This is a genomic window from Pseudomonas sp. SR18 (assembly GCF_023701505.1).
Taxonomy (GTDB): domain Bacteria; phylum Pseudomonadota; class Gammaproteobacteria; order Pseudomonadales; family Pseudomonadaceae; genus Aquipseudomonas; species Aquipseudomonas cyclaminis.
In genome coordinates this window covers 191,812-216,327 of the sequence record NZ_JAMQAU010000003.1, presented here as the reverse complement: position 1 = coordinate 216,327, position 24,516 = coordinate 191,812, and the positions used below count along the sequence as shown (strand labels likewise).

Here is a 24,516-nt window from a genome sequence, read left to right as displayed (position 1 = left end):
CTTTCCTCTTGTTGCGGCACTTAAAGTCCCCACCACAAATGCCGATAAGCCTTTTGGCACCCCGATCCTGAAAAAAACCTGATACCTGCTTTGCTCTGTACCCGCGCGCCATCGTGGCACGCCGCATGCTTTGTTCCTGGCCAGACCACATGGAGTAAGAGTGAATGCCTGTCCACGCGCGCTTCCTAGAGCACTACCGCAAGGCCGACCGCATCATGCTGGCGCTGATCTGGCTGATGACACTGTTCTCCGTAGGCCTGGCGTTCTGGCACGACACCCTGGCCCAGGCAATCGTCGTCGGTGGCGGCACCAGTGTGGTGCTGACCGCGCTCTACCGCGCCATCGGCGGCACCCGGGCAATGCGCTGCGCACTCGGCGCGGGCCTGATGATCATGGCCGCGCTGCACATCAACCAGGCCCAGGGCGTGATCGAATCCCACTTCGGGATTTTCGCCCTGCTGGCGGTGCTGACGTTCTACCGCGACTGGCTGCCGATCCTGGTGGCCGCACTCACCATCGCCGTGCACCACGTAGTCTTCCATGCCTTGCAGCATCAAGGTTTCCCGGTGTTCGTGATGGAACACCATGGCGGCTGGACCATGGTGTTTGTGCACGCCTTCTACGTGGTGATGGAAACCGTCGCCCTGCTCTACCTCGCCGTGCACAGCCACGCCGAAGCCGTCGAGAGCCAGGAAATGCTCGAAAAGATGCTCGCCGTCACCACCCAATTCACCGTCGAAACCGCCCAGGGCGAAGGCAAGGTGCACGTCTCCCTGGCCAAACGCTTCGACCACTTCCTGGACCAGATCACCGGCCTCATCGACGGGGTCGCCCGCGACTCCCACGGCCTCGGCCAACTCGGCCAGGAACTGGCCCACGCCAGCGGCACCCTGGAAAAAGGCGCGCGCCACCAACTCGCCGAAATTGCGCAAATGACCGACTCCATGGAGCGCATGGAACACGCCATGGGCAACATTACGGTGCACGTCGAGGAAGCCGTAGAACACGCCGGCGTCGCCAGCCAGCAAATCCTGCGCGGCCAGGAAAGCGTCGGCCGCGCCCAACACGAAATCACCCAACTGGCCACGCGCCTCAGCGGCACCCACCAGACCGTCCAAGGCCTGGCCGTGCAGGCCGAACAGATCGGCTCGGTGCTCGAAGTCATCAGCAGCATCGCCAACCAGACCAACCTCCTCGCCCTCAACGCCGCCATCGAAGCCGCCCGCGCCGGCGAACAAGGCCGCGGCTTCGCCGTCGTCGCCGACGAAGTACGCAGCCTGGCGCAACGCACAGCCGTCTCCACCCAGGAAATCAAAACCATCATCGACAGCTTGCAGCAAGGCAGCCGCGAAGCCGTCGAAGCCATGCACGACAGCCGCCAAGGCGTAGAGCGCTGCGTGGAAGACAGCCAGGTCGCGGTGGACATGCTAAGGGCCGTGGGCAATGACATCAGCCAGATCGATGCGCTGAACGGACGAATCGTCACCACCTCGCGGGAACAGAGCTCAGCAAACCTGGAAATTGTCGGGCGGTTGCAGTCGGTGCAGGGCATTGCCCAAAGCACCGCAGACGATGTGGAGATGCTGGCCCGGAGCAGCGAACAACTACCGCCGATTGCAGTGCGGCTGGATGCGTTGGGGCGCCGGTTTCATCAGTGAGGTAGCGTTTCTGCCTCTGCTGAGCGACAGCTATGGGTCGGTTTTTGCAGGTCGCGATGGGCAGAAATCGGCCAATAGCTGCCTGTCGGAACCGGCTGAAATAGCCCCAGAGCGGTCATCTCCGCGTTCCAGTATTATCATGCTGATCTTCGGACTGTTTATTGGTAGGTTGATCCATGGGCAGAAGCGTTAGGCTTCAAAAAAAACTGCATACACGGCATCTGATGGAGACAGCTGAAGAGGTGATACTTGATGACAGCCTTGTTGGAAAGCTATGGGCGCTCAATCAAGGTGACAGATTTGAGTTGAATTCAGCTTCTCTCAGTTCTGCAGCCGTTCAAAAGTACCGCTTGGAATACGTGATAACGAGAGGCCCTGTTCCTGGGCACTGGCTGTACACAAAATTTAACCCCGAGGAACTTGTATTATTTTTTACGGCAAAAGACTTTGACGGCATTTGCCATGGCTGGACTCTGTTTGACGAGTGACAACCTCAGTTTTAGCTCTCTGAGAGGCAGCTCTGGGTCGATGGTTGCCGGTCGTGGATGACGGCTTTCGACCCATTGCAGCCCCTCGGCATCCGACTGGAATTGGTCAGGTATAGCAGAATTTAAGGTGGAACCATGGTCCAAGAAATAATTCAGTGCGAGCGCGCGGGCGTAAACCCGAAATGGCCTTCTTACAAAAGTGTGCTGGGGCGCATAGCTAAGGGGCCAGACGTCTCAGATGAATACGAGTTGAATGGCATCCGTGAATATGTTGAGCGCGGCGATGCATTTGCGAAGCCATCAATGCCTGTGCCGAATAGTGACAACGTTACGCGTAGCAGCTCCGAATGGATGGCCGTCACACGAGCCCACAAGGTATTGGCAACCGCACCAGATAACCCGCAATGGCTTCTGGAATTGGCCCATTGGCTGCGCTATTACCAAGTAGGAATTTGGCAGTTGTTCTTCTGGGCGGGCCAGTTCGACATTATTGCCAAAGCGGCAGGCAACAAACGACGCCGCCAAAACTACAGCATCCAAACCGCCACCAATATGATGGTCGCCATGGCGATCCTAGGCTGGAAGGATGCCGTCATCCATCAGGGCTATCTCACCCATGCGGCTCTCAACCGTGGGCATCAATTAGTGATTGAGTACGAAGAGCAACACCGCCGTGCCCAAGCCTTTATGCTGCGTGTGTTTGCCGATTGGGTGGGCGATGTCTCGCATCAATGGCCTGCTTATGCTTACGACGAACCCATCTACGAAGCCTTGTTGGCCAAGTGGCGCACTCCCAGCCCGGACGACCTGATGCCCTGTCTGTTGGCCGCGTGTGACCGCCACACTTGGCAAACAGGCAAAGAAAGCCAGAAGAATTCTTACGACTTCAATCAGGACTGGCACTTGGAGCGCGTGCCGGTGGAAATTCTCTATATCCTGCGCCTGCGCCAGTGGGAAGGTTTAGCCAATCCGCAGAAGATTGATCACCCGCTGTTGGCCGCGCCCTTTGATCAATTGCCGTCCGAACAGCCAGTGCCTGAGTTGGACGAGTTGGTGCAAGGTGTACTCAACCGTGCCAGAGAAGACTGGCCAAATTACGATGACGTGCTGTCTTTGCCAGCGCTGAAAGGTTGAATAGGGTGCAAAAGGTACCAAAAGCTCTGTAGGAAAAGCCTCTGAATCGAAGCCTACGGCTGGGGGGATAGGCGGGCATGCCCAGCTAAAGAGCGCACCATCACCAGATCGCCCGTGGCTTGGGCCAGATGACTGAAGCACGAATGCCGCAACCAATGCGTCGTGGCTTCACCCAAACTCCGCAAGCCGCTGAGCAAGAGTTTCAACGCTACCCTTCGCATGCTTGCCGAATCGGTCAAGCAAAAACTGCACACACTGCTTACGGAGGCAGGGCAGCAGCGTGTGTAATAGCGAAATGGCCTGTCGTGCTATCACACTCTGTGCTCCCCCGATTGCGGTCCAGGCTGTCCGCTATGGGTCGAAAGCGCTTGATCATGAACGTCTGCTTTTGGCCAAAAGCCGCTGGTCGCGAACGGCAGCTGTCGACCCATTGCAGCCCTTCGCGATCAGCGACACTTGGCCAGAACCAGCTGTTGACTGACTTTGCGACCCGACATCACGATGTCGAACGGTGAGGCTGAATAACGCTATTTCTTTTTTCAACCGGCCGCGTTGCCCGCTTGAAGTAATCAGCGCTCTGGGCCGCTGAATTTTCCTGATGCAATACACTCTAGAAAAATTCTTTGTTCTGGTTTAAGAAGTTTGCGTGGCGTATAGCCGTGCTCATCAGGCTCCCTCAGCCACCTCGTCAAAGCTCGGCTTGCAGACTCCTTGAGAGCTTGACGCTCTGCGTCAGTGAAATTATGTTCCATCTCATGAGACATAGACTCAATTTCTTTTACAACCCAATCTTCGTCAAACCCTAAATCATCGCTTGAAAAATTCAGCGTCCAAAGATAGTTCAAAGCTATGTCCGCGAGATTATTCATAAACGTTCCTTATTATCTATTCAGAGGTATGCGTCCGGCTAAGTCATCTAGGTGCAGTCAGCATTCATGTCGTTCAGCGGCTCTGTAAGAGCTAAACAGCCGGAGAGTGACGGGGAGTACGATGACAATTCAGACACCACATGACACCGGTGACCAAAAGTGCAATCGCCGCAATTTCATATGAGTCGGGCAGCCGATGCTCCCATAGAAATCCTAAAAACAGCGCCGCTAACGTCTCAATCACGAGCACTTGTCCGCTTAGTGCCAGTGGCAGAAGTCGGCTCGCCTGATTCCAGCACGCATTACCCACAACCGAAGATAAAAACGCTACGCCACCGGCTACCATGACAAAGTGTAGCCATTCGGAGTTGCCATGCGTTCCGACCTGCCAACCCAGGACAGGTACCGCCAAAAGTAGTGATTGAGCGCCAGTCATGACCCCTGTCAGCAGTGCCCAGTCATGGGCGGAAACGCTGGCTACCTGAGCCAGCCGCCGAGCGTTGCTCACTGCGAACCAGCTCCATGTCATTAACGCGCCCGCCGCGCATAGAATTCCGGCAATGTTTGTCAGTGTATCGGGCCTGTCGCCGTTGATCAGTGCGTGCCAGCTGATAAGTGTGACCCCGCCCACTGCGCAGCACAGCGAGGGAGTGAGCTTGCGCAAAGAAACGGCGTTGATGTCATGACGACCTGCCAATGCGACAAACACCGGAATGAGTCCGACGATCAGAGACGTTGTGGCAATGCCAACCAACTGCACACCGGTGCCCACCAGCGTGTAGTAGATGAGGTTCCCAATGAGGCTAAGCCAGAAGAGTGACTTCCAGTCGGCCATAGTGAGATTGGCGCAAACGCGCCTCCAGCGAGGCATAAGCAAGGCCACCGAAATCGCGCCGTAGCAGAGAAATCTCAGAACGGCGAATTGCAGGCCGCTCAGGCCCGGGGTGAGCTGGGGGCCGAGGAAAATCACTCCCCAACACAGGCCCGCGCAAACTCCGTAGACAATGCCCTTTAACAGTGACCGATCAGCAAACATTTCATCCGCGCTCCAAAGCGTAATGGATGAAGTCTGGAGCAACTGATTCAGGGAGTATTGTCGGTAACTGCGGAATTTTTTACCCAGACTGTTTTTGCGTTTTACGATAAACCGCCGGGGTCGTGGCCCTCACGCGCTGCATGGCACGGGTCAGCGATGCCTGATCGCAAAAGCCAGCACGCAAGGCAATCTCGGATATGGTTAATGAGGTTCCACGCAACCATCGTTGAGCTTCTTGCAGGCGTAGATCGGTCAACCAGGCTTGCGGACTCATCTCGAACGATAGCCGGAATCGCTGGTGCAGCTGACTCATGCTCATTCTTGCTACTTGAGCCATAGCCTCATTGCTCCAGTTGGCTCCAGGATCCGCCCGAAGACGGGCGATCAACTGCTCCATGGGGTCTGGAAAGCAAGAGATGTCGGGATTTAGGGACGACAAAAGCAAAGGCCCCAATTGGGAAGCAGCGATGGACAGTTGTGCGTTGCCGATTAGCTCAGCGAACTCTATAAGCCGACGAGTTGCGGGCGAAATGGGCACATATATTTTCTGAGCAAGACGCTCTATCTGGAGCGTTTCCAGGGTCATCGGCGCACAGTCCAAAACAAGAAACCGGCTATCGAGGTTAGTCTGCTGCGAGTGGATCGAGCCAGGTGTCACAAGCGCTGCCAATGACTGATCAATGCAGCCGCCGCGACCGTTTACGTCAATTTCCATTTCGCCACGAATCGGCAGTACCAATTGAGCATACTCGTGGTGGTGGTGAGGGTGAGGGTTTTCCCTCTCATAGCTGCGAACTTCAAGGCTTAGAAACATTACTGCACCTTCCGGCCCATCTGGTTATCCAAGGTTGTCCCATAACGCCAGTTTGCACCCAGGTTAGGTCAGGCTTGCAACTGATTCTAACATTTACGGATCAGCCCGTTGATCGGCAGACCCCATTTAAAAAAATGGCGGCGCCCCCAATTTCTGCCTAAAACATCATACAACTACCGCCAAACCTGCCAGAAATTGAATACGCCCGCTCCGCCGCGAAATCACCCAAACATCCTGCCCCCCCTACAAGCCACATATCCTGAGGCATTCCGTAAATCCTCGCTTGCCCCCTCGCTTGAAACACGCTACAAACCTACAACACGGTTGTACGATGACCATAAAAATAAATCGCCATTCCCGAAGATGGCACCCCTTGTCCGAGCCCTTACCATGACACCCCCTGCCCCCGCCCTTTTCCCCCGCCACGTCGCCGTAATGATCCTGCTCTGCATGGGCTGTGCCTTCGCCGGCAACCACATCGCCGCTCGCGTCGCCTTCGACGATGGCGCCGGTGTGCTCCTGGCCATTTTGCTGCGCTCTGGCGGCACTTTGTTGGTGCTCGGCGCGCTGGTGCTCTGGCAACGCCAGAGTGTGCGCCTGCCTTCGGGAGCATGGCGTTGGCAGTTACTGTTGGGGCTACTCATTACCGCCCAAAGCCTCTGCCTTTACTCGGCCGTGGCCCGTGTGCCAGTCGCGCTGGCGTTGCTGGTGGCTAACGTTTTCCCGATTTTGCTGGCGCTGCTGACTTGGGCATTAGGCGGTCCACGCCCGACGGCGCGCACCGCGTTGCTGATGGGTTTGATTCTGGTGGGGTTGGTGTTTGTGCTGGACGTGCCGACTCGGCTCTCGGCCGACGCCGACATCGGCCCGCAATGGCTGCTGGGCGTTACCCTCGCCCTCTGCGCCGCCTTCGTGTTCGCTTGCGCGCTGTGGATCACCGATCACAAGTTGTCCCAGGTACGGGGTTCGGTGCGCAGCCTGCTGACGATCTTCATTGTGTTCAGCAGCGTGAACCTTGCTGGCTGGAGTGGCGCGCTTGCCGACGGCCTTAACCCGCCAGCGTCGCCGACCGGCTGGCTGGCGCTGGCGACGTTGGTGGTGCTGTATGGCACCGGTTTTATCGTGCTGTTCATGTCGGTGCCGCGCCTGGATATGCCGCGCAATGCGCCGGTCATGAACATTGAGCCGCTGGCGACGCTGCTGATGGGCTGGCTCGTGCTCGATCAAATGCTCAGCGCCGGGCAGGTGGCCGGCGGCGTCATTGTGGTGACAGGGATTGTGCTGCTGACGTATCGCAAGTCCGCCCAGCGTTCCGCCAAGGCCTGAAGCGGGCCGGTCCCGGCGCGAAAAAGTCGCTGCTGACTACGCGCAGGCCTCTTTTGAACCCCGCCGCCCGCCCACCACCTCGGATAATCAGGTATCCCCCTGCGCACTCCGAGGCCTTCACCCATGACGAGCTCATCCACCGAACAGGTCAGCCCCCAAACCCTGAGAAAAGTCATCATCGCCGCCGGCATCGGTAACTTCGTCGAATGGTTTGATTTCGCCGTCTACGGTTTCCTCGCCACGACCATCGCCCAACAATTTTTTCCCAGTGGGGACGCCAGCGCGGCGCTGCTCAAGACGTTTGCCGTGTTTGCCGTGGCCTTTGCCTTTCGGCCGTTGGGCGGGATTTTCTTCGGCATGCTGGGCGACCGCATTGGCCGCAAGCGCACCCTGGCGATGACGATTTTGCTGATGGCCGGCGCGACCACCTTGATTGGCCTGTTGCCCACTTATGCCGCCATCGGCGTCGCAGCGCCGATTCTGTTGTCGTTGATCCGCTGCGCCCAGGGTTTCTCTGCCGGGGGCGAATACGCCGGGGCCTGCGCCTATCTGATGGAGCATGCGCCGAGCGACAAACGCGCCTGGTATGGCAGTTTCGTGCCGGTGTCCACGTTCTCCGCGTTCGCCGCCGCCGCGGTGGTGGCGTACGCCCTGGAAGCGTCGTTGTCCGCCGAGGCGATGGGCAGCTGGGGCTGGCGCTTGCCGTTCCTGATCGCCGCGCCACTGGGTTTGGTGGGGCTGTATCTGCGTTGGAAACTGGATGAGACGCCGGCCTTCCAGGCCGTGAAGCAGGAACACGCGGTTGCCCACTCTCCACTCAAGGAAACCTTGCGCAACCACGGCGCGGCGATCTGCTGCCTGGGCGCGTTTGTGTCGCTGACGGCGTTGTCGTTTTATATGTTCACCACCTACTTTGCGACGTACCTGCAAGTGGCGGGCGGACTGAGTCGGGCGGTGGCGTTGCTGGTGTCGCTGATCGCGCTGATTTTCGCCGCGGCGATCTGCCCGCTGGCGGGGCTGTATTCGGACCGGGTCGGGCGTCGGGTCACTGTGATGACGGCCTGCGTGTTGCTGATGGTGGTGGTGTATCCATCGTTCCTGATGGCCAGTTCCGGGTCGTTCGCAGCATCGATTGTGGGGGTGATGCTGCTTGCGGTGGGTGCGGTGTTGTGTGGAGTGGTCACGGCGGCGTTGCTGTCCGAGACCTTCCCGACCCGCACGCGATATACCGCTTCGGCGATCACCTACAACATGGCCTATACAATTTTCGGCGGCACCGCGCCGCTGATGGCGACGTGGTTGATCAGCACCACGGGCAGCAACCTGTCACCGGCGTTTTATCTGATTGCGGTGGCCGTGTTGGCACTGGCAGGCGGGTTGGCGTTACCGGAGACGTCGAGGATCTCGCTGCATGATGTGGGTTCGGAAGAAAAACGCGCGGCGACGGTGCTTTCGCGTCAGGCCTAAAAAACGCTACAGGCTTGCCCGCGACGGCGGCGGGCAAGCCATAACAACAGAGCGCAGGCGCATCCTCAGCGCTTCACACACACAAACAACGCGTTCCCGGTCGTGCCACCCCAAGGCGTAATCCGCTCATAGTCATGCTCAAAAACCTGCACTTCAAAATGCACCTGCAGCAATTGCTGCAACTCGACAAAACTCAGCGCAACCATAGCGTGCTCGTCCTGCCAAGCCTGCGTCACACCTGCCGTGGTCTTCTCGATACTCAGGCGCAACGCCTGCTGCTCACCTGCCCCGCTGTAGTGCCAGCCGGAACCGAAAGTGAAGTGGCTGCCTTCCCACTCAACGCTATGGCGCACCAGCAAACGGTTGTCGATGTGCAGCTTGTCCACCGCGTTGAAGCAAAACACGCCGTTTTCAGCGAGCGCAGCGTGCACGCTGGCAAGGCAAGCGCGCAGTTGGGCCAGGCTGGCGTTGTAATGGGTCGAGTAGAGAAAGCAGGTGATCAGATCTTGCGCGTCGTCCACCTGGAAACCCGCCATGTCCTGGCAGCTGAACAGTGCCTCGGGGCAGCGCCGTTGGGCGAGGTCGAGCATCGGCTGGCTGATGTCCAGGCCGGCGCTGCGGTAGCCGAAGTCGAGGAAATGGCGCACGTGAGGGCCGGTACCGCAGGCCAGGTCCAGGTGCCGGCGTCCGCCATTGCCGAACAGTTGGTGCAGGCGGTGCACGCTGTGGCTTTGTGCGCGGTAGTCGATGTCGGCACACATCAGGTCGTAATAGATGGACAGGTCGGTGTACAGCGCATTGGAGGACATAGGTGGCCAGAGCGGTCGGCGGGAATTTCGCGGCGGCATGGTAACTCAGTCCAGCGCGAGAACCGCTACACTCGCACCTCAATCATCCGCCAAGGAGGCAACCATGAGCGTTCATGGTCATGACCGACAGATCGACAACATCGAATTCAACGTAGGCGACATCGCCCGCAGCAAAGCCTTCTACGGCGCAGTGTTCGGCTGGACATTCGTGGATTACGGGCCGGCCTACACCGAGTTCAGCGATGGGCGGCTGACGGGCGGGTTCACAACCGGAGAGCCGGTTCGACCGGGTGGGCCGTTGGTGATTCTGTATGCCGATGACCTGGAAGGCACGCAGCAGCGGATCAAGACCGCAGGCGCTGTGATAATCCGCGAGACGTTTGCGTTCCCCGGCGGGCGCAGGTTCCACTTCATTGATCCGGATGGGTATGAATTGGCGGTATGGAGCGTACAACCCTAAGCTGACGCTCAACCAAACAGAGGCAGGCCTGTGACCTGCCTCGCTTTTTATCGTGCGTGGTAATCGGCCACCAACTTGTCCAGAAACAAAAACAGCTTCTGGTTCATTTCATCGTATTCATTGGCCCGCAACTCGGCGGGTTGCTGAACAAATCGCTGATCAACCAGCGTTCGCAATTGCACATCGGATGCCTGGATCAACTGCTCCACGACGTCTTGTGTCAGTTCCATATGGCATTGGAAGCCATAGACCAAAGGGGTGTATTCGACGATCTGACGCGGACAACCCTCACTTCGCGCGATGATTTTTGCATCCGGCGTGAGCCCTGGCATGTCGTTGTGCCAATGGCCGACGTCCAAGGTATCCCCAAAATGCGCGAACTTCGGATTCGCCAAGCCCTCCTGGCTCAGGTAAATCGGGAACTTGCCAATTTCCTTTTCGGGACTGTGGCTGAACGTCGCGCCCAGGGCTTCACCGATCAATTGCGCCCCCAGGCACACTCCAACCACAGCACGTCGGGCCGAAATGGCTTCATTAATGAGCGCACACTCGGCAACGGCATTGAAATGCGCACACTGCGCCTGCGTCGTTGCCGGATCTTGTGGGCCACCCAACACCACCAACAGGTCGAACGATGCCGCGCTGGCTGGCAGCGCATCCTGCAGGTACACGCGGGAATAAGTGGCTTGATAGCTGCGAGCTTTTACCCAGTCCTCAAATGCACCGGGGGCTTCGTAGGATTCATGCACCAAAAAATGGACTTTCAATTCTTCACCCTCAGATTCAACGAACGTCGCATGACCATCAGAACCAAGCCCTTACGGACCACCGACAAGGACACAAATGAATACTAATGACACTTTGTGTCATTGGCAAGATTCATCTGCATCAGCTCTCATGAATCCTTGCCGCCTTCCCCTCTGGCGCTACTGCAACGGCACATAAATATCGGTTTGCCATTGATCCTGCGGCGTCTCGGGGTAAATGCTCAGGTAGTCGAAAAACAGTGGCTGGTCGCGAAGCTCCTCGCCACAGGTACAGCGTCGCCCATGCGCCGAAAAAAGACAGCAAGCCGACCGCCCGGTTGCGACTCAACCAATACCGACCTACTGTTTCATGTCTGCCTTGCGTACCCAGGTGACGACATGCCCACACCTTCACGCCCCGCCGTACTCGAACTGATCGGCAACACGCCACTGGTTCGCGTCAGTCGCTTCGATACTGGCCCCTGCACGCTGTTCCTCAAGCTGGAGTCCCAGAACCCCGGTGGTTCCATCAAGGACCGCATTGGCCTGGCCATGATCGACGCCGCCGAACGCGACGGCCGCCTGGGCCCCGGCGGCACCATCATTGAGGCTACGGCCGGCAACACCGGCCTGGGCCTGGCGCTGGTGGGCCGGGCCAAGGGTTACCGCGTGGTACTGGTGGTGCCGGACAAGATGTCCACCGAAAAGGTGCTGCACCTCAAGGCCATGGGCGCCGAGGTGCATATCACCCGCTCCGATGTAGGCAAGGGCCATCCCGATTACTACCAGGACATCGCCGCACGCCTGGCCCAGGACATTCCCGGTTCATTCTTCGCCGACCAATTCAACAACCCGGCCAATCCCCAGGCCCACGAAACCAGCACCGCGCCGGAGATCTGGGCGCAAACCCAGCACGACGTGGATGCAATCGTGGTCGGCGTCGGCTCGGCAGGCACGCTCACCGGCCTGACCCGTTTCTTCCAGCGCGTGCAACCGGAACTGGAGATGGTACTGGCCGATCCGGTGGGCTCGGTGATGGCCGAATACAGCCGCAGCGGCCAGTTGATCACTCCCGGCTCGTGGGCCGTGGAAGGTATCGGCGAGGATTTCATCCCGTCGATTGCCGACCTGTCCAGCGTGCGCCACGCCTATTCCATCAGTGATGAAGACAGCTTCGACCACGCCCGCCAACTGCTCAAGGCCGAGGGTATTCTCGGCGGTTCTTCCACCGGCACCCTGCTCGCCGCCGCGCTGCGCTATTGCCGTGAACAAACCACGCCCAAGCGCGTGGTCAGCTTTGTGTGCGACACCGGCACACGGTACCTGTCGAAGGTCTACAACGACCAATGGATGACCGATGCAGGCCTGCTGCACTACACCCACTACGGCGACCTGCGCGACCTGATCGCCCGCCGTTTCGAAGACGGCCGCGTGATCAGCGTGAGCCCCGACGACACCTTGCTCACCGCCTTCCAGCGCATGCGCCTGGCCGATGTGTCGCAACTGCCGGTGCTGGTCAACGGCCGTGAACTGGTGGGGGTGATCGACGAGTCCGACATCCTGCTGGGCCTGCACCACGACGCCGCGCACTTCACGATGATCGTCGCCAGCGCCATGACCGACCACCTGCAAACCCTGGCCCCCAGCGCCAGCCTGATCGAACTGCAAGCCGAACTGGATCGCGGCCTGGTCGCCATCATTGCCGACGCAGACGGCTTTTACGGCCTGATCACCCGCGTCGACCTGCTCAACCACCTGCGGAGATCCCTTGCATGAGCCAGCCCGATAAAAGCGCGTTTGCCACCCGTGTGATCCACGCCGGGCAATCCCCCGACCCCACCACCGGCGCGCTGATGCCGCCGATCTACGCCAATTCGACCTACCTGCAAGACAGCCCCGGCGTGCACAAAGGCTTCGACTACGGCCGCTCCCACAACCCCACGCGATTCGCCCTGGAGCGTTGCGTGGCGGACCTTGAGGGCGGCAGCCAGGCGTTTGCCTTTGCATCTGGGCTGGCGGCGATTTCCACGGTGCTGGAACTGTTGGACGCGGGCGCGCATATCGTCTCCGGCAATGACCTGTATGGCGGCACCTTTCGGCTGTTCGACAAGGTGCGCCAACGCAGCGCCGGGCACCGTTTCAGCTTTGTGGATTTGAGTGATGTACCGGCGTTTGAAGCGTCGCTGCAAGACGACACGCGCATGGTCTGGGTCGAAACGCCGAGCAACCCGCTGTTGAGCCTCACTGACCTGGCCGCCATCGCACGCATCTGCCGGGCCCGCGGGATCATCTGCGTGGCCGACAACACCTTCGCCAGCCCATGGATCCAGCGCCCGCTGGAGTTGGGCGTTGATGTGGTGGTGCACTCCAGCACCAAATACCTCAATGGCCACTCCGATGTGATCGGCGGCATTGCCGTTGTCGGCGACAACCCCGAACTGGCTGAACGCCTGGGTTTTCTACAGAACTCAGTGGGCGCCATCGCCGGCCCCTTCGACGCCTTCCTGACCCTGCGCGGCGTGAAAACCCTGGCCCTGCGCATGGAGCGTCATTGCAGCAACGCCCTGGAACTTGCCACCTGGCTGGAACAGCAGCCGCAGGTGTCGCGGGTCTACTACCCCGGTCTTGCTTCTCACCCACAGCACGCCTTGGCCCGCCAGCAGATGCGCGGGTTCGGCGGGATGATTTCAGTGGACCTGAACAGCGACCTGGCTGGCGCCACACGCTTTCTGGAAAACGTGCAGATCTTCGCCCTGGCCGAAAGCCTGGGCGGCGTGGAAAGCCTGATCGAACATCCGGCGATCATGACCCATGCCAGCATCCCGGCGGCAATGCGGGCGCAGTTGGGCATTGGTGACGGGCTGGTGCGGTTGTCGGTGGGGGTTGAGGATGTGGAAGATCTGCGGGCGGATTTGGCGCAGGCGTTGGCCCGCATCTAACTGCGCTACCGGGTTTGTGTGGTGAGCGGGCTTCTTGTGGTGAGCAGGGTTCTTATGGTGGGCAGGGTTCCTTGGTAAGTGAGGTTCTGTGGTGAGCGGGCTTCTGTGGTGAGCGGGCTTGCCCCGCGCTGGGTGGCGAAGCCGCCCTAAACCCGGGCGATCGGGCCCTTGCTGATGCTACGCGGTGTTTGTTATTGGGGCTGCTTCGCAGCCCAGCGCGGGGCAAGCCCGCTCACCACAGAAGCCCACTTAGCACAGAAGCCTGGTCACCCTAAGGAGCCCAATTACCACAGAAGCCCGCTCACCCTAAGAAGCCCAATTACCACAGAAGCCTGCTCACCCCAAGAAGCCAGTGCGCCTGTGCACGCGATCAGTTCGACTTGATGTTCGCCCGTGCGCTGTGCAGCTTCTTGTAGCTCTCGATCAAGCGCAGATGCCGGTCCAGTCCTTCCAGCTTGATGCTGGTCGGCGTCAACCCATGGAACCGCACACTGCCATCGACCGAGCCGATCACTGCGTCCATCCGCTCATTGCCAAACATGCGGCGGAAGTTGGCTTCGTAGTCCGCCAGGTCCAGGTCGTCGTCCAGTTCCATCTCCAGCACCCCGTTCAGCGCCTGGTAGAACAGGCCACGGTCGGCGGTGTTGTCGTTGTACTGCAGGAACATCTCCACACATTCCTTCGCCTCCTCGTACTGCTGCAAGGCCAGGAAGATCAGCAGCTTCAACTCCAGGATGGTCAGTTGGCCCCACACGGTGTTGTCGTCGAACTCAATGCCGATCAGCGTGGTGATGTCGGTGTAGTCGTCCAGTTCGCTTTCGATCAGGCGCTCGACCAGCGCCTGCAATTCTTCTGTGTCCAGGCGATGCAGGTTGAGGATGTCCTCGCGGAAAAACAGCGCCTTGTTGGTGTTGTCCCAGATCAGGTCGTCCACCGGGTAGATTTCCGAGTAGTCCGGCACCAGGATGCGGCATGCGGTGGCGCCGAGGTGCTCGTACACCGCCATATAGGCTTCTTTGCCCATGCCTTCCAGGATGCCGAACAAAGTCGCAGCCTCCTGGACGTTGGAGTCTTCGCCTTCGCCGCTGAAGTCCCACTCGACAAATTCGTAGTCCGACTGTGCGCTGAAGAAGCGCCACGACACCACGCCACTGGAGTCGATGAAGTGTTCGACGAAGTTGTTCGGCTCCGTCACTGCCTGGCCTTCGAAGGTCGGTTGCGGCAAGTCGTTCAAGCCTTCGAAGCTGCGGCCTTGCAGCAGTTCGGTAAGGCTGCGCTCCAGCGCCACTTCCAGGCTCGGGTGGGCGCCGAACGAGGCGAACACACCGCCGGTGCGCGGGTTCATCAAGGTCACGCACATCACCGGGAACTCGCCGCCCAGGGACGCATCCTTGACCAGCACCGGGAAGCCCTGGGCTTCCAGGCCTTCAATGCCCGCCACAATGCTCGGGTACTTGGCGAGCACGTCAGCTGGCACGTCCGGCAAAGCAAATTCGCCTTCGATGATTTCACGCTTGACCGCACGTTCGAAAATCTCCGACAGGCATTGCACCTGGGCTTCAGCCAGGGTATTGCCCGCGCTCATGCCGTTGCTGAGGTAGAGGTTTTCGATCAGGTTGGACGGGAAGTACACCACCTCGCCATCGGACTGGCGTACGAACGGCAGCGAAACAATGCCACGCGCTTCGTTGCCGGAGTTGGTGTCGAACAGGTGCGAACCGCGCAACTCGCCTTCGCGGTCGTAGACCTTGCGGCAGTAAGCGTCGAGGATCTCGGTTGGCAACTCGTCATTCGGGCCTGGCTGGAACCAGCGCTCATCCGGGTAATGCACGAACGGCGCGTTGGCCAGCTCCTCTCCCCAGAACTGATCGTTGTAGAAGAAGTTGCAGTTGAGCCGCTCGATGAATTCGCCCAATGCCGACGCCAGCGCGCCCTCCTTGGTCGCGCCCTTGCCGTTGGTGAAACACATCGGCGAATGCGCATCGCGGATATGCAGCGACCAGACGTTGGGCACGATATTGCGCCACGACGCAATCTCGATCTTCATGCCCAGGCCGGCAAGGATGCCGGACATGTTGGCGATGGTCTGCTCCAGCGGCAGGTCCTTGCCCGCGATGTAGGTGCCCTGCTCCGACAGACTGCTGGGCATCAACAAGGCCTGGGCGTCGGCGTCGAGGTTTTCCACCTCTTCGATCACAAACTCGGGCCCGGCCTGTACCACTTTTTTCACGGTGCAACGGTCGATGGAACGCAGGATGCCCTGGCGGTCCTTATCGGAGATATCCGCCGGCAATTCGACCTGGATCTTGAAGATCTGGTTATAGCGGTTTTCCGGGTCGACGATGTTGTTCTGGGACAGGCGAATATTGTCCGTGGGGATATTGCGGGTCTGGCAGTACAGCTTCACGAAGTACGCGGCGCACAGCGCCGACGATGCGAGGAAGTAATCGAATGGCCCCGGTGCCGAACCGTCGCCTTTATAGCGAATCGGTTGGTCGGCAATCACCGTGAAGTCATCGAACTTGGCTTCAAGCCGGAGGTTGTCGAGAAAGTTGACCTTGATTTCCATGGGGGCACACCAGAATAACGGGCTAAACAAAAATGGCCGCCATTATGGGGTTTTTCGTCGATTAATTTCAGGCTTTTGACCAATGGCTGGCGAAATAGCCAATGTGGATTAATCTTCTGCACGTTGGCGCCGATGGACTGTGTGCAACCAGGGAGTAGTCGGAATGCGCAACAACCAGCCCGTAACACAACGCGAGATTTCACTCGCGCCTTCACAAAAACTGATCTCTGCCACCGATACTCAGGGTGGCATCACTTATTGCAACGACGCCTTTGTCGAAATCAGCGGCTTTGAACGCGCCGATCTGATCGGCGCGCCGCAGAACATTGTGCGTCACCCCGATGTGCCGCCGGCGGTCTTTGCACACATGTGGGCTGCGCTCAAGCAAGGCCTGCCGTGGATGGGCATCGTCAAGAACCGCTCGAAAAACGGCGACCATTATTGGGTCAACGCCTACGTCACGCCGATCTTCGAAGGCAGCCGGGTGGTGGGTTTCGAGTCCGTGCGGGTCAAACCCACGGCCGATGAAATCCGCCGCGCCGAGGCGTTGTATCGACGTCTGGGCCAAGGCAAGACGGGTATTTCATCCATGAATGCCTGGGTGCCGGCACTGGTGAGCTGCATCCCCTACGCAGCCACCGGTATCGCCGGCAGTCTGGCCGGGCTGTTCCTCAGCGCCCCGGTCGCCATTGCAGTAGCCGTCGCCGTCGCCGTGCCGGTGGGCGTGCTCTGCTCCCGCGTACGCCAAGGCAGCACCTTGCGCCTGCTGGCGGGTGTCGAGCCCTCGACATCGGATGCCTTGATCGCCCAGATGTACAGCGACGCGAGCGGCCCCCAGGCGCGCTTGGAAACCGCGTTCCTCAGCCAGAACGCCCGCCTGAAAACCTGCCTCACCCGCTTGCAGGACAGTGCCGAACAGCTCAGCGCCCTGGCCGGGCAATCGGATCAGTTGGCCACCGCCAGCTCCAAAGGCCTGGATCGCCAGCGCGTCGAGACCGAACAAGTCTCCGCCGCCGTCAACCAGATGGCGGCGACCACCCAGGAAGTCGCCAGCCATGTGCAGCGCACGGCCGACGCCACCCAACAAGCCAATGTGCTGACCGGCCGTGGCCGTGAAGTGGCGCGAGATACCCGCCTGGCCATTGAGCGGTTGTCTGCCGTGGTGGGCGAAACCGGCACCACCGTGGCGCAATTGGCCAAGGACAGTGACGAAATCGGCAGTGTGGTGGACGTGATCAAAGGCATCGCCGATCAAACCAACCTGCTGGCACTCAACGCCGCGATTGAAGCCGCCCGCGCTGGCGAGCAGGGCCGTGGCTTTGCCGTGGTAGCCGATGAAGTGCGTCAACTGGCCCAGCGCACCTCCCAATCCACCACCCAGATCCACGCCCTGATCACTCAGTTGCAGGCATCGTCCAACAACGCCGTGCAAAGCATGGAAAACGGTCAACGCCAGGCCCAGGAAGGCGTGGCGTGGGTGCTGGAAGCGGACCAGGCATTGGTCGGTATCAGCGAAGCGGTGTCCCACATCACCGACATGACCACCCAGATCGCCGCCGCCACCGAGGAGCAAAGCGCGGTCGCCGAGGAGATCAGCCGCAACATCACCACCATCGCCGAACTGGCCGACCAGACGTCGATGCAAGCCCATCAATCCACAGGTCTGAGCAAGGAGCTGACCAATACGGCGGCCACTCAATATGCGTTGGTAGAACGCTTCAATCGCTGAGTGAAGGCAAGCGGGCACCCTGTCACAAGGTGCCTACGGCCTGCGTAGCAGCTTGCGCTTGCCCGGTGAGGGTGAAGACGCAATCTACGGATTCCCCTGAGGCTGCTTGCGATACATCCCCGTGAAGTAATCCGCAAAGTCCGGCGCCGAGTTGTGGTTGATCACCGCGAAATTCTTCACCAGTTGAATGTGATACGGGCCGGCGCGACGAGTCGCCAAGGGCTCGCGCACGATGATCAGGTTTTCGGTTTCCATCGCCACCGAGTGGTGCGCGCTGACGATCACCTTGTCGGTGCCGGTTTCCTTGAGCGTCAAGGTGAACTCTGCCACTTCCCGGCCCTGGGCATCGCGGTCGGGGAGGATTTTCAGGTCCAGGTCGCCGTCGCGGTCGAGGAAGTCATTGCGCATCTGGTAGTGACCGTCGCGCTGATCGCGGGCGACTTCGTCGAACTTTTCGTACTCGGGCTCACGGTATTCGTCGTGCAACTGGATCGCTCGCTCTCGCTGGTCGCCCTTGGCGCTGCTGACCCAGGTACCGGTGTAATCCGATTTGATGCGCCAAATGCCGGTCTGATGGCCGTCATCGGTGTATTCATGCAGGTAAAGGAAGGACTCATCAGCATACTCGCCGCGATCCCCCACCAACTTGATCGGCTTACCGCTGCCGCTTTGGGTGTAGCGCAGCTCGCCAATCATCACCGCGCCCTGTTGCTGGTACCAGATTTCTACCGGGATTTTGCCATCCAGGGTGCCCACCAGCCGCTGTGCATCTTCATTGACCGGCCCTTCCAGCCTGGCGGTTTCCAGCCATTGGCCGTCCTTCCATTCGCCGGTGGTGCGCAGCATGTAGCCGCTGGGCATGCTGGTGTTGGCGTCATCGTCTGTCGCAGGCACTTCTTGCTGGGTATATGAGCTGAGTCGCACCAGTTCGCCGTTGCGCATTTGCCAGCGGCTCGCACGTGTCCAGCAGCAGCCACGGTCGGTCTGCGAATGGATAATGCCGTCCTTGGGGTTGACCGAGAACATGCCGCCGGAGGTTTCGTTGGCCAGCTCGGTCAAGGGGCCGTTCAGCACCCACTGCGTCTTTTGCGAGTCTTGCAGGTACACGTCGTAACTGGACTGGAAATCTTTATCCGCGCCGGTGCCGTTGCGGATCGCCAAGTCCTGGCGGCCGTCCTGATTGATGTCGGCGAAGTACACCACGCCGTTCTCCCCCATCAAACGCCAGTCGACGGTTTTACCGTTCTGGTCCATCGGCACCTGGGCGTCCGGGGTCTGCAATTGCTGGAGGATTTCGAGGGTGGCTGCGTCGCGGAGGGTGACCAGTGCCCGCGCCAGGTACTGCAAGTCCTGCGGCACCTCGGGGAACAGCACTTCAACCAGGTACTTGCCGCTGGGGTCATTGACCGAGAACGAGCGGGGTTCGGCCATGACCGGAGCCGCCACGGCCATGGAGAGGAGCACAGCGCTGACAAGCGAACGCATGCAAAGCATCCTTGCTGAAATTCGGGGGCGGCAGTGTAGCGGTTGTCCGCGCATAAATCGCTGTTTGGATGTGCCCGTAGGCTGCTATGTTGCGGGCCTCACGCGCGAAGGGAGGTGCCATGGAATCGTTAAGCAACAACGCCGCATTGGTGATCATCGACATGCAGCAAGGCATCAACCAACCCGCGCTCGGGCGACGTAACAATCCGCATGCGGAGTTGCACATGCACCGTCTGCTCAGCGCCTGGCGGCAAGCCGGTAGACCCATCGTGCATGTGCGGCATATCTCCCGCTCACCGGGCTCCGTGTTCTGGCCGGGGCAACCGGGTTGTGAATTCCAGCCCGCACTGCAGCCCCAGGCGCATGAGCATGTGCTGGAGAAAAACGTACCGGATGCGTTCACAAACACCGGCCTGGAACGCTGGCTGCTCACGCGAGCGATCAGGCAGTTGGTGATCGTCGGGGTCATCACCAACAACTCCGTCGAGGCCACGGCGCGCTCAGGCGGCAACCTGGGCTTTGATGTCATCGTGGCCGCCGACGCCTGCTACACGTTTGACCAAACCGACTTGTCGGGGCGCCTGTGGCCAGCGGAGGATGTGCATGCGCTGTCACTGAGCAACCTGGCGATGGATTACGCCAGGGTGGTCGGGAGCGATGAGATACTGGCGTCGGCTTAGAACAATGCCGCGCTCACCAGCATGTCCAACAGAGCCTCGGGGAATACCGTTTCTTGCGTCGATCGCAGTTCGTGCGCCGACCACCAATGGTGGTCGGCCATGACCTGTGTTTCCTCCACGGTCCACTCAGCACTGGAAAGCGCTTCGCTTTCTGCGTGAACCACAAAATACTGTTCGACGGCGAGCACGGTTTCGCCAGTGGGGAGCATCATCGGGAAACGGCGCTCGCCCACTGAGCCCGCCACGCTGCTGGCCGTTATCCCAGTCTCCTCGCGCAGCTCGCGGATGGCTGCGGCCTCAAAGGTTTCCCCCTGCTCAACCCCTCCGCCCGGGGTAGCCCAGTAGTTTTTCCCGGCCAGCGCGCCATCCTTATGCACGAACCTGAACAACAGCACGGTTTGGGAGGGGCTGATCACCAACAGTCGCGATGCCTGTCGTTCACGCATGGGATGTGCTCGCGTCCTGAAGCAAGCGCGCAATGGCCTGGCGCAACTCCCCGTGAAGCTCTTCTGCATAAGGAACCGCGCTCTTCCAGTCATAAAACCACGCGGGCATCCTGCGCTTGTCGTCGGGCTCCGAGGCGTAGCGCGGGAAGATATGGCAATGCAACTCGGGCTCGGAATTGCCGAGGATCTCGTAGTTCATGCGCAAGGCGTCAGTGGCCTGCAGCACTGCATCGCCGAGTCGCGCCATGTCCAGCAGGTAGGCGGCGCGGGCTTCGGTATCCAGGTCGTTCAAGCTCGCCACCACCGGATCAGGCAACAGCAGGCAGTAGCCCGGCAGAAACTGCACATCCCCCATCACAGCATAGCTATCTACACAACTCTCAAAGGCTTATACATAACTCTGTGGTGAGCGGGCTTGTCCCGCGCTGGGCTGCGCAGCAGCCCCAAAACCAGGCAACTTGGTTTTTCTGAAAAAAACGCGGTGGCTTTGATGGGGCTGCTTCGCAGCCCAGCGCGGGACAAGCCCGCTCACCACAACAGCCCAGTTGCCATAGATTCAGCATCCACGGGAAGTTGTGTAGATACCTATGGCTATCGGGGGCAAGCCCCCTTCCCACATTTATACCCAGGTGTGTCAGCCCACGCCTACTTCCACCACTCCAGCATTCAACCGCACCGGCCACACCCGCAGGCGCTGATCCGGCGCCTCCAGGCACTGGCCGTCGTGCAAGCGGTAATGCTGCTTATAGATCGGCGCAGCCACCACCAGATCGCCCTTGATACTGCCGACCAATCCGCGACCAATCACATTCGCTCCCGACTCCGGGTCATGGTTGTCGATGGCGAACAGCGTCTGTTCCTGCGCGCCCGGCAGGTAGAACAGCGCCACTTGCGCGCCGTCCAGCCACACCACCACGCCGGAATGGCGCACCAGGTCAGTCTCGTTGCACACGCGTTTCCAGGTGGATTGGCTCATCAGGCAAGCTCCTCGATGACAGGAATCAGGTTGAGTTCAGCGGCCATGATCGGCCGGCGCTGGCCGCGTTCCTGGACAAAGTGGATGTCCGGATCCGGGCGTTTGTCGTTGACGAAGGTGCGGAAGCGCTTGAGCTTTTCCGGGTCTTTAAGGGCGTTGGCCCATTCGCATTCGTAGCGATCGACCACCAGTTGCATTTGCGCTTCCAACTCGGCGCCCAGGCCCAGGCTGTCGTGCAGGATCACGTCCTTGAGGAAATCCAGGCCGCCTTCCAGGCTTTCGCGCCACACTGAGGTGCGCTGCAGTTTGTCGGCGGTGCGGATGTAGAACATCAGGAAACGGTCGATGTACTGGATCAGCGTGGCGTCATCGAGGTCGGTGGCAAATAGTTCGGCATGGCGCGGACGCATGCCGCCGTTACCGGCAATGTAGAGGTTCCAGCCCTTTTCGGTGGCAATCACGCCCACGTCTTTGCTCTGGGCTTCAGCGCATTCACGGGTGCAGCCGGACACCGCGAACTTGAGCTTGTGCGGCGAACGCAGGCCCTTGTAGCGGTCCTCGATCAGCAGCGCCATTTTCACGCTGTCCTGCACGCCGTAGCGGCACCAGGTGCTGCCCACGCAGGACTTGACCGTGCGCGTGGATTTGCCATACGCGTGCCCGGTCTCGAAGCCGGCCGCGATCAGCTCGGCCCAGATATCCGGCAGCTCATGCAGTTGCGCGCCAAACAGGTCGATGCGCTGGCCGCCGGTGATCTTGGTGTAGAGGTCGTATTTCTTCGCCACCTCGCCAATCACGATCAGCTTGTCGGCGGTAATCTCGCCGCCCGGAATCCGTGGCACCACCGAGTAGGTGCCGTTCTTCTGCATGTTGGCCATGAACGTGTCGTTGGTGTCCTGCAATGGCACCAGCGAGGCATCCATGATCGGCTGGTTCCAGCACGAAGCCAGGATTGAACCCACCGCCGGTTTGCACACGTCGCACCCGGTGTGGCCACGGCCGTGCTTGGCCAGCAGTTCTTCGAAGGTGATCACCCCTTCCACCCGCACCAGGGCATACAGTTCCTGGCGGGTATAGGCGAAGTGTTCGCACAGGCTCTTGTCGACGCTGACACCACGGGCGATCAGTTCGTGTTCAAACACCTGCTTGAGCAAGCCCGCGCAACCGCCGCAACCGGTGCAAGCCTTGGTCTGGGATTTGAGCAGGCCCAGGTCGCTGCAACCGCCGTCGATGGCCGAGCAGATCGCACCTTTGGTGACGTTGTGGCAGGAACACACGGTGGCCGATTCGGGCAACGCGCCGGGGCCGAGGGTCGGTGCGCCGGCGGAGGACGGCAGGATCAGGCTGGCCGGTTCCGCCGGCAGCGCAATCGCGTTCTGCATGTATTGCAGCAAGGTGTCGTAGTAGCTGTTGTCACCCACCAGCACCGCACCGATCACATGCTTGCCCGATGCGTCCACCACCAGGCGCCGGTAGCTGGCGCTGGCCTCGTCGATAAACTGGTAGCTGCGCGCACCCGGCGTGTGGGCGTGGGCGTCGCCGATGGAGCCAACGTCCACGCCGAGCAGTTTGAGCTTGGTGGACATGTCGGCGCCGACAAACGGCTCGGCGGCCTGCGCGCACAACAGCGCGGCAACCCCACGGGCCATCTGGTAGCCCGGCGCGACCAGGCCGAACAGGCTGCCATTCCACGAGGCACACTCGCCAATCGCGTAGATGTGCGGGTCGCAGCTTTTGCATTCATCGTTGATCACCACGCCGCCGCGCGGGCCGATCTCCAGGCCAGCCTGGCGCGCCAGTGCATCCTGGGCGCGGATACCGGCGGAGAATACGATAAGGTCGGTTTCCAGAAATTCGTCGTTGGCAAAGTTCATGCGATAGCGGTACTGCTCGCCCGCGCTGATCGACTGCGTGGCACGGGACAGGTGCACACCGACGCCCAGCCGTTCGATCTGGGCCTTGAGCGCCAGGCCGCCAAAATCATCCAACTGCACTGGCATCAAGCGCGGCGCGAACTCCACCACATGGGCTTCCAGGCCGAGGCTTTTCAGGGCGTTCGCCGCTTCCAGGCCCAGCAAGCCACCGCCGACCACCACCCCGCGCCGGGCATTGGCTGCCGCAGCACGAATGGCATCAAGGTCTTGCAAGGTGCGATACACCAACCGCGAATCGCCTTCGGCGCCTTCAATCGGTGGCACAAACGGGTAGGAACCGGTGGCCAGGACCAAGCTGTCGTAGCCCACACAGCCTTGCGCCGTGATCACCTCCCGGCGGGCGCGGTCGATTTCCAGCACCGGCACGCCCAGGTGCAAGGTCACACCCGGCGTCTGGTACAGCGACGCTTCGCAGAGGGCCAACGACTCGGCATCGCGGCCGGTGAAATACTCGGAGAGGTGCACACGGTCATAGGCGCGCATCGGCTCCTCACTGAACACATGCAGGTGGAAGTGCTCCAGCGCACCGCGCTCGATCAGTTGCTCCACGCAATGGTGACCGACCATGCCATTGCCAACGACGATCAGGGTTTTCATCGGTTTGTTCATATCAGCACCTGACAACATTCATCACGGTTTAAAAAGCAAAAAAAAACGCCTGAAACCTTGCGGTTCCAGGCGTCTTTGCCTGTTCTTATGCGGGATCGGTTCGGACGACTTCGCCGGATCCATCGCTTTATGCCCATGACCTTGAAGGGCCTGTCGATCGTCGTTGACCGAGTGGGGTTGAGGGTGAGCTTGCAGGCGGCGTGCCAATTGGCCGCAACCCCGCAGTCGCGGCTACGCCAGCCCTTCAACCCAGCAATACGCCCACGATTGCGCCTCCAACTGGTGCGCCCCGCATCATATAAGTGCGCATACCCGCCTCTGTGGCGAGGGAGCTTGCTCCCG

General features: G+C 60.1%; 20 protein-coding genes and 3 pseudogenes. 11 read left to right on the top strand and 12 right to left on the bottom strand.

The genetic code is table 11. The annotated features are described in order from the left end of the window. Nucleotides 1–164: 164 nt before the first annotated feature. The 3 genes from NDJ82_RS06920 (at nucleotide 165) to NDJ82_RS06910 (ending at nucleotide 3,280) form a co-directional block, all read left to right on the top strand. Nucleotides 165–1,658 (top strand): methyl-accepting chemotaxis protein, encoded by a 1,494-nt coding sequence (locus NDJ82_RS06920; RefSeq protein WP_250925175.1) that lies wholly within the window; start codon nucleotides 165–167, stop codon nucleotides 1,656–1,658. Between the two features lie 176 nt (nucleotides 1,659–1,834). Then, nucleotides 1,835–2,146 (top strand): hypothetical protein, encoded by a 312-nt coding sequence (locus NDJ82_RS06915; protein ID WP_099585309.1) that lies wholly within the window; start codon nucleotides 1,835–1,837, stop codon nucleotides 2,144–2,146. A 459-nt stretch (nucleotides 2,147–2,605) separates the two neighbouring features. After that, a complete protein-coding gene (locus NDJ82_RS06910; protein WP_191946589.1) occupies nucleotides 2,606–3,280 on the top strand; it encodes a hypothetical protein in 675 nt (224 codons plus the stop codon). Nucleotides 3,281–3,849: 569 nt separating this feature from the next. Here NDJ82_RS06910 and NDJ82_RS06905 read toward each other — a convergent pair. The 3 genes from NDJ82_RS06905 to NDJ82_RS06895 all read right to left on the bottom strand — a co-directional run bounded on the left by NDJ82_RS06905 (nucleotide 3,850) and on the right by NDJ82_RS06895 (nucleotide 5,999). Further along, a complete protein-coding gene (locus tag NDJ82_RS06905; RefSeq protein WP_250925174.1) occupies nucleotides 3,850–4,149 on the bottom strand; it encodes a hypothetical protein in 300 nt (99 codons plus the stop codon). A gap of 91 nt (nucleotides 4,150–4,240) precedes the next feature. Further along, a complete protein-coding gene (locus NDJ82_RS06900; RefSeq protein ID WP_191946168.1) occupies nucleotides 4,241–5,185 on the bottom strand; it encodes a DMT family transporter in 945 nt (314 codons plus the stop codon). A gap of 79 nt (nucleotides 5,186–5,264) precedes the next feature. Beyond that, a complete protein-coding gene (locus tag NDJ82_RS06895; protein WP_250925173.1) occupies nucleotides 5,265–5,999 on the bottom strand; it encodes a helix-turn-helix domain-containing protein in 735 nt (244 codons plus the stop codon). Nucleotides 6,000–6,389: 390 nt separating this feature from the next. Here NDJ82_RS06895 and NDJ82_RS06890 point away from each other — a divergent pair, with 390 nt between their 5' ends. Together NDJ82_RS06890 and NDJ82_RS06885 are read left to right on the top strand one after the other, a co-directional pair. Beyond that, nucleotides 6,390–7,325: an EamA family transporter gene (locus NDJ82_RS06890; protein ID WP_191946169.1), complete on the top strand. Its 936-nt coding sequence runs from the start codon at nucleotides 6,390–6,392 to the stop codon at nucleotides 7,323–7,325. A 123-nt stretch (nucleotides 7,326–7,448) separates the two neighbouring features. Next, on the top strand, nucleotides 7,449–8,792 hold the full coding sequence (locus tag NDJ82_RS06885) for an MFS transporter (RefSeq protein WP_099585314.1): 1,344 nt from the start codon (nucleotides 7,449–7,451) through the stop codon (nucleotides 8,790–8,792). Nucleotides 8,793–8,857: 65 nt separating this feature from the next. On the opposite strand, the gene NDJ82_RS06880 is transcribed toward NDJ82_RS06885, so the two are convergent. Next, on the bottom strand, nucleotides 8,858–9,601 hold the full coding sequence (locus tag NDJ82_RS06880) for a class I SAM-dependent DNA methyltransferase (RefSeq protein ID WP_191946170.1): 744 nt from the start codon (nucleotides 9,599–9,601) through the stop codon (nucleotides 8,858–8,860). A gap of 103 nt (nucleotides 9,602–9,704) precedes the next feature. Between NDJ82_RS06880 and NDJ82_RS06875 the strand changes: the two genes are divergently transcribed. After that, the gene (locus NDJ82_RS06875; RefSeq protein ID WP_099585316.1) at nucleotides 9,705–10,061 is read left to right on the top strand and encodes a VOC family protein; all 357 of its coding nucleotides are present in this window, start codon (nucleotides 9,705–9,707) and stop codon (nucleotides 10,059–10,061) included. 47 nt (nucleotides 10,062–10,108) lie between these two features. Here NDJ82_RS06875 and NDJ82_RS06870 read toward each other — a convergent pair whose 3' ends face one another. Both NDJ82_RS06870 and NDJ82_RS27620 read right to left on the bottom strand, forming a co-directional pair. Further along, nucleotides 10,109–10,828 carry a type 1 glutamine amidotransferase gene (locus NDJ82_RS06870; RefSeq protein WP_158876193.1) on the bottom strand — a complete coding sequence of 240 codons (720 nt, stop codon included), beginning with the start codon at nucleotides 10,826–10,828 and terminating at the stop codon, nucleotides 10,109–10,111. A 159-nt stretch (nucleotides 10,829–10,987) separates the two neighbouring features. Then, nucleotides 10,988–11,092, bottom strand: a pseudogene (locus NDJ82_RS27620) (AraC family transcriptional regulator); the annotation flags it as partial. Nucleotides 11,093–11,206: 114 nt separating this feature from the next. Here NDJ82_RS27620 and NDJ82_RS06860 point away from each other — a divergent pair. Together NDJ82_RS06860 and NDJ82_RS06855 are read left to right on the top strand one after the other, a co-directional pair. Beyond that, entirely contained in the window at nucleotides 11,207–12,583 is a 1,377-nt protein-coding gene (locus NDJ82_RS06860) for a pyridoxal-phosphate dependent enzyme (protein WP_112195534.1), read from the top strand. Next, entirely contained in the window at nucleotides 12,580–13,746 is a 1,167-nt protein-coding gene (locus NDJ82_RS06855; protein ID WP_250925171.1) for a cystathionine gamma-synthase, read from the top strand. Before NDJ82_RS06860 ends, NDJ82_RS06855 begins: the two co-directional genes overlap by 4 nt. 370 nt (nucleotides 13,747–14,116) lie before the next feature. Here NDJ82_RS06855 and NDJ82_RS06850 read toward each other — a convergent pair whose 3' ends face one another. Beyond that, nucleotides 14,117–16,315 carry an OsmC domain/YcaO domain-containing protein gene (locus NDJ82_RS06850; RefSeq protein ID WP_250925170.1) on the bottom strand — a complete coding sequence of 733 codons (2,199 nt, stop codon included), beginning with the start codon at nucleotides 16,313–16,315 and terminating at the stop codon, nucleotides 14,117–14,119. 163 nt (nucleotides 16,316–16,478) lie between these two features. Here NDJ82_RS06850 and NDJ82_RS27615 point away from each other — a divergent pair. Both NDJ82_RS27615 and NDJ82_RS06845 read left to right on the top strand, forming a co-directional pair. Beyond that, nucleotides 16,479–16,751: pseudogene (locus NDJ82_RS27615) on the top strand (PAS domain-containing protein); the annotation flags it as partial. 207 nt (nucleotides 16,752–16,958) lie between these two features. Beyond that, entirely contained in the window at nucleotides 16,959–18,044 is a 1,086-nt protein-coding gene (locus NDJ82_RS06845) for a methyl-accepting chemotaxis protein (RefSeq protein ID WP_502941221.1), read from the top strand. A gap of 84 nt (nucleotides 18,045–18,128) precedes the next feature. Here NDJ82_RS06845 and NDJ82_RS06840 read toward each other — a convergent pair whose 3' ends face one another. Next, nucleotides 18,129–19,529, bottom strand: coding sequence for an XAC2610-related protein (locus NDJ82_RS06840; protein WP_250925169.1), 1,401 nt, complete (start codon nucleotides 19,527–19,529; stop codon nucleotides 18,129–18,131). Nucleotides 19,530–19,648: 119 nt separating this feature from the next. Here NDJ82_RS06840 and NDJ82_RS06835 point away from each other — a divergent pair, with 119 nt between their 5' ends. Beyond that, nucleotides 19,649–20,209, top strand: a complete 561-nt coding sequence (locus NDJ82_RS06835) for a cysteine hydrolase family protein (protein ID WP_250925168.1) — start codon at nucleotides 19,649–19,651, stop codon at nucleotides 20,207–20,209. Here the strand turns inward: NDJ82_RS06835 and NDJ82_RS06830 are convergent. From NDJ82_RS06830 to nirB, 4 genes and pseudogenes are all read right to left on the bottom strand, one after another. Then, nucleotides 20,206–20,655: an NUDIX hydrolase gene (locus NDJ82_RS06830; protein WP_250925167.1), complete on the bottom strand. Its 450-nt coding sequence runs from the start codon at nucleotides 20,653–20,655 to the stop codon at nucleotides 20,206–20,208. The genes NDJ82_RS06835 and NDJ82_RS06830 overlap by 4 nt on opposite strands. Then, nucleotides 20,648–21,019 (bottom strand): annotated as a pseudogene (locus tag NDJ82_RS06825) (HIT family protein); the annotation flags it as partial. The pseudogene NDJ82_RS06825 and the gene NDJ82_RS06830, both read right to left, overlap by 8 nt. A gap of 270 nt (nucleotides 21,020–21,289) precedes the next feature. Beyond that, a complete protein-coding gene (gene nirD / locus NDJ82_RS06820; protein WP_099585325.1) occupies nucleotides 21,290–21,631 on the bottom strand; it encodes a nitrite reductase small subunit NirD in 342 nt (113 codons plus the stop codon). Beyond that, nucleotides 21,631–24,174, bottom strand: coding sequence for a nitrite reductase large subunit NirB (gene nirB, locus NDJ82_RS06815; protein WP_112195548.1), 2,544 nt, complete (start codon nucleotides 24,172–24,174; stop codon nucleotides 21,631–21,633). The genes nirD and nirB overlap by 1 nt, the downstream gene beginning before the upstream one ends. Nucleotides 24,175–24,516: the final 342 nt, after the last annotated feature.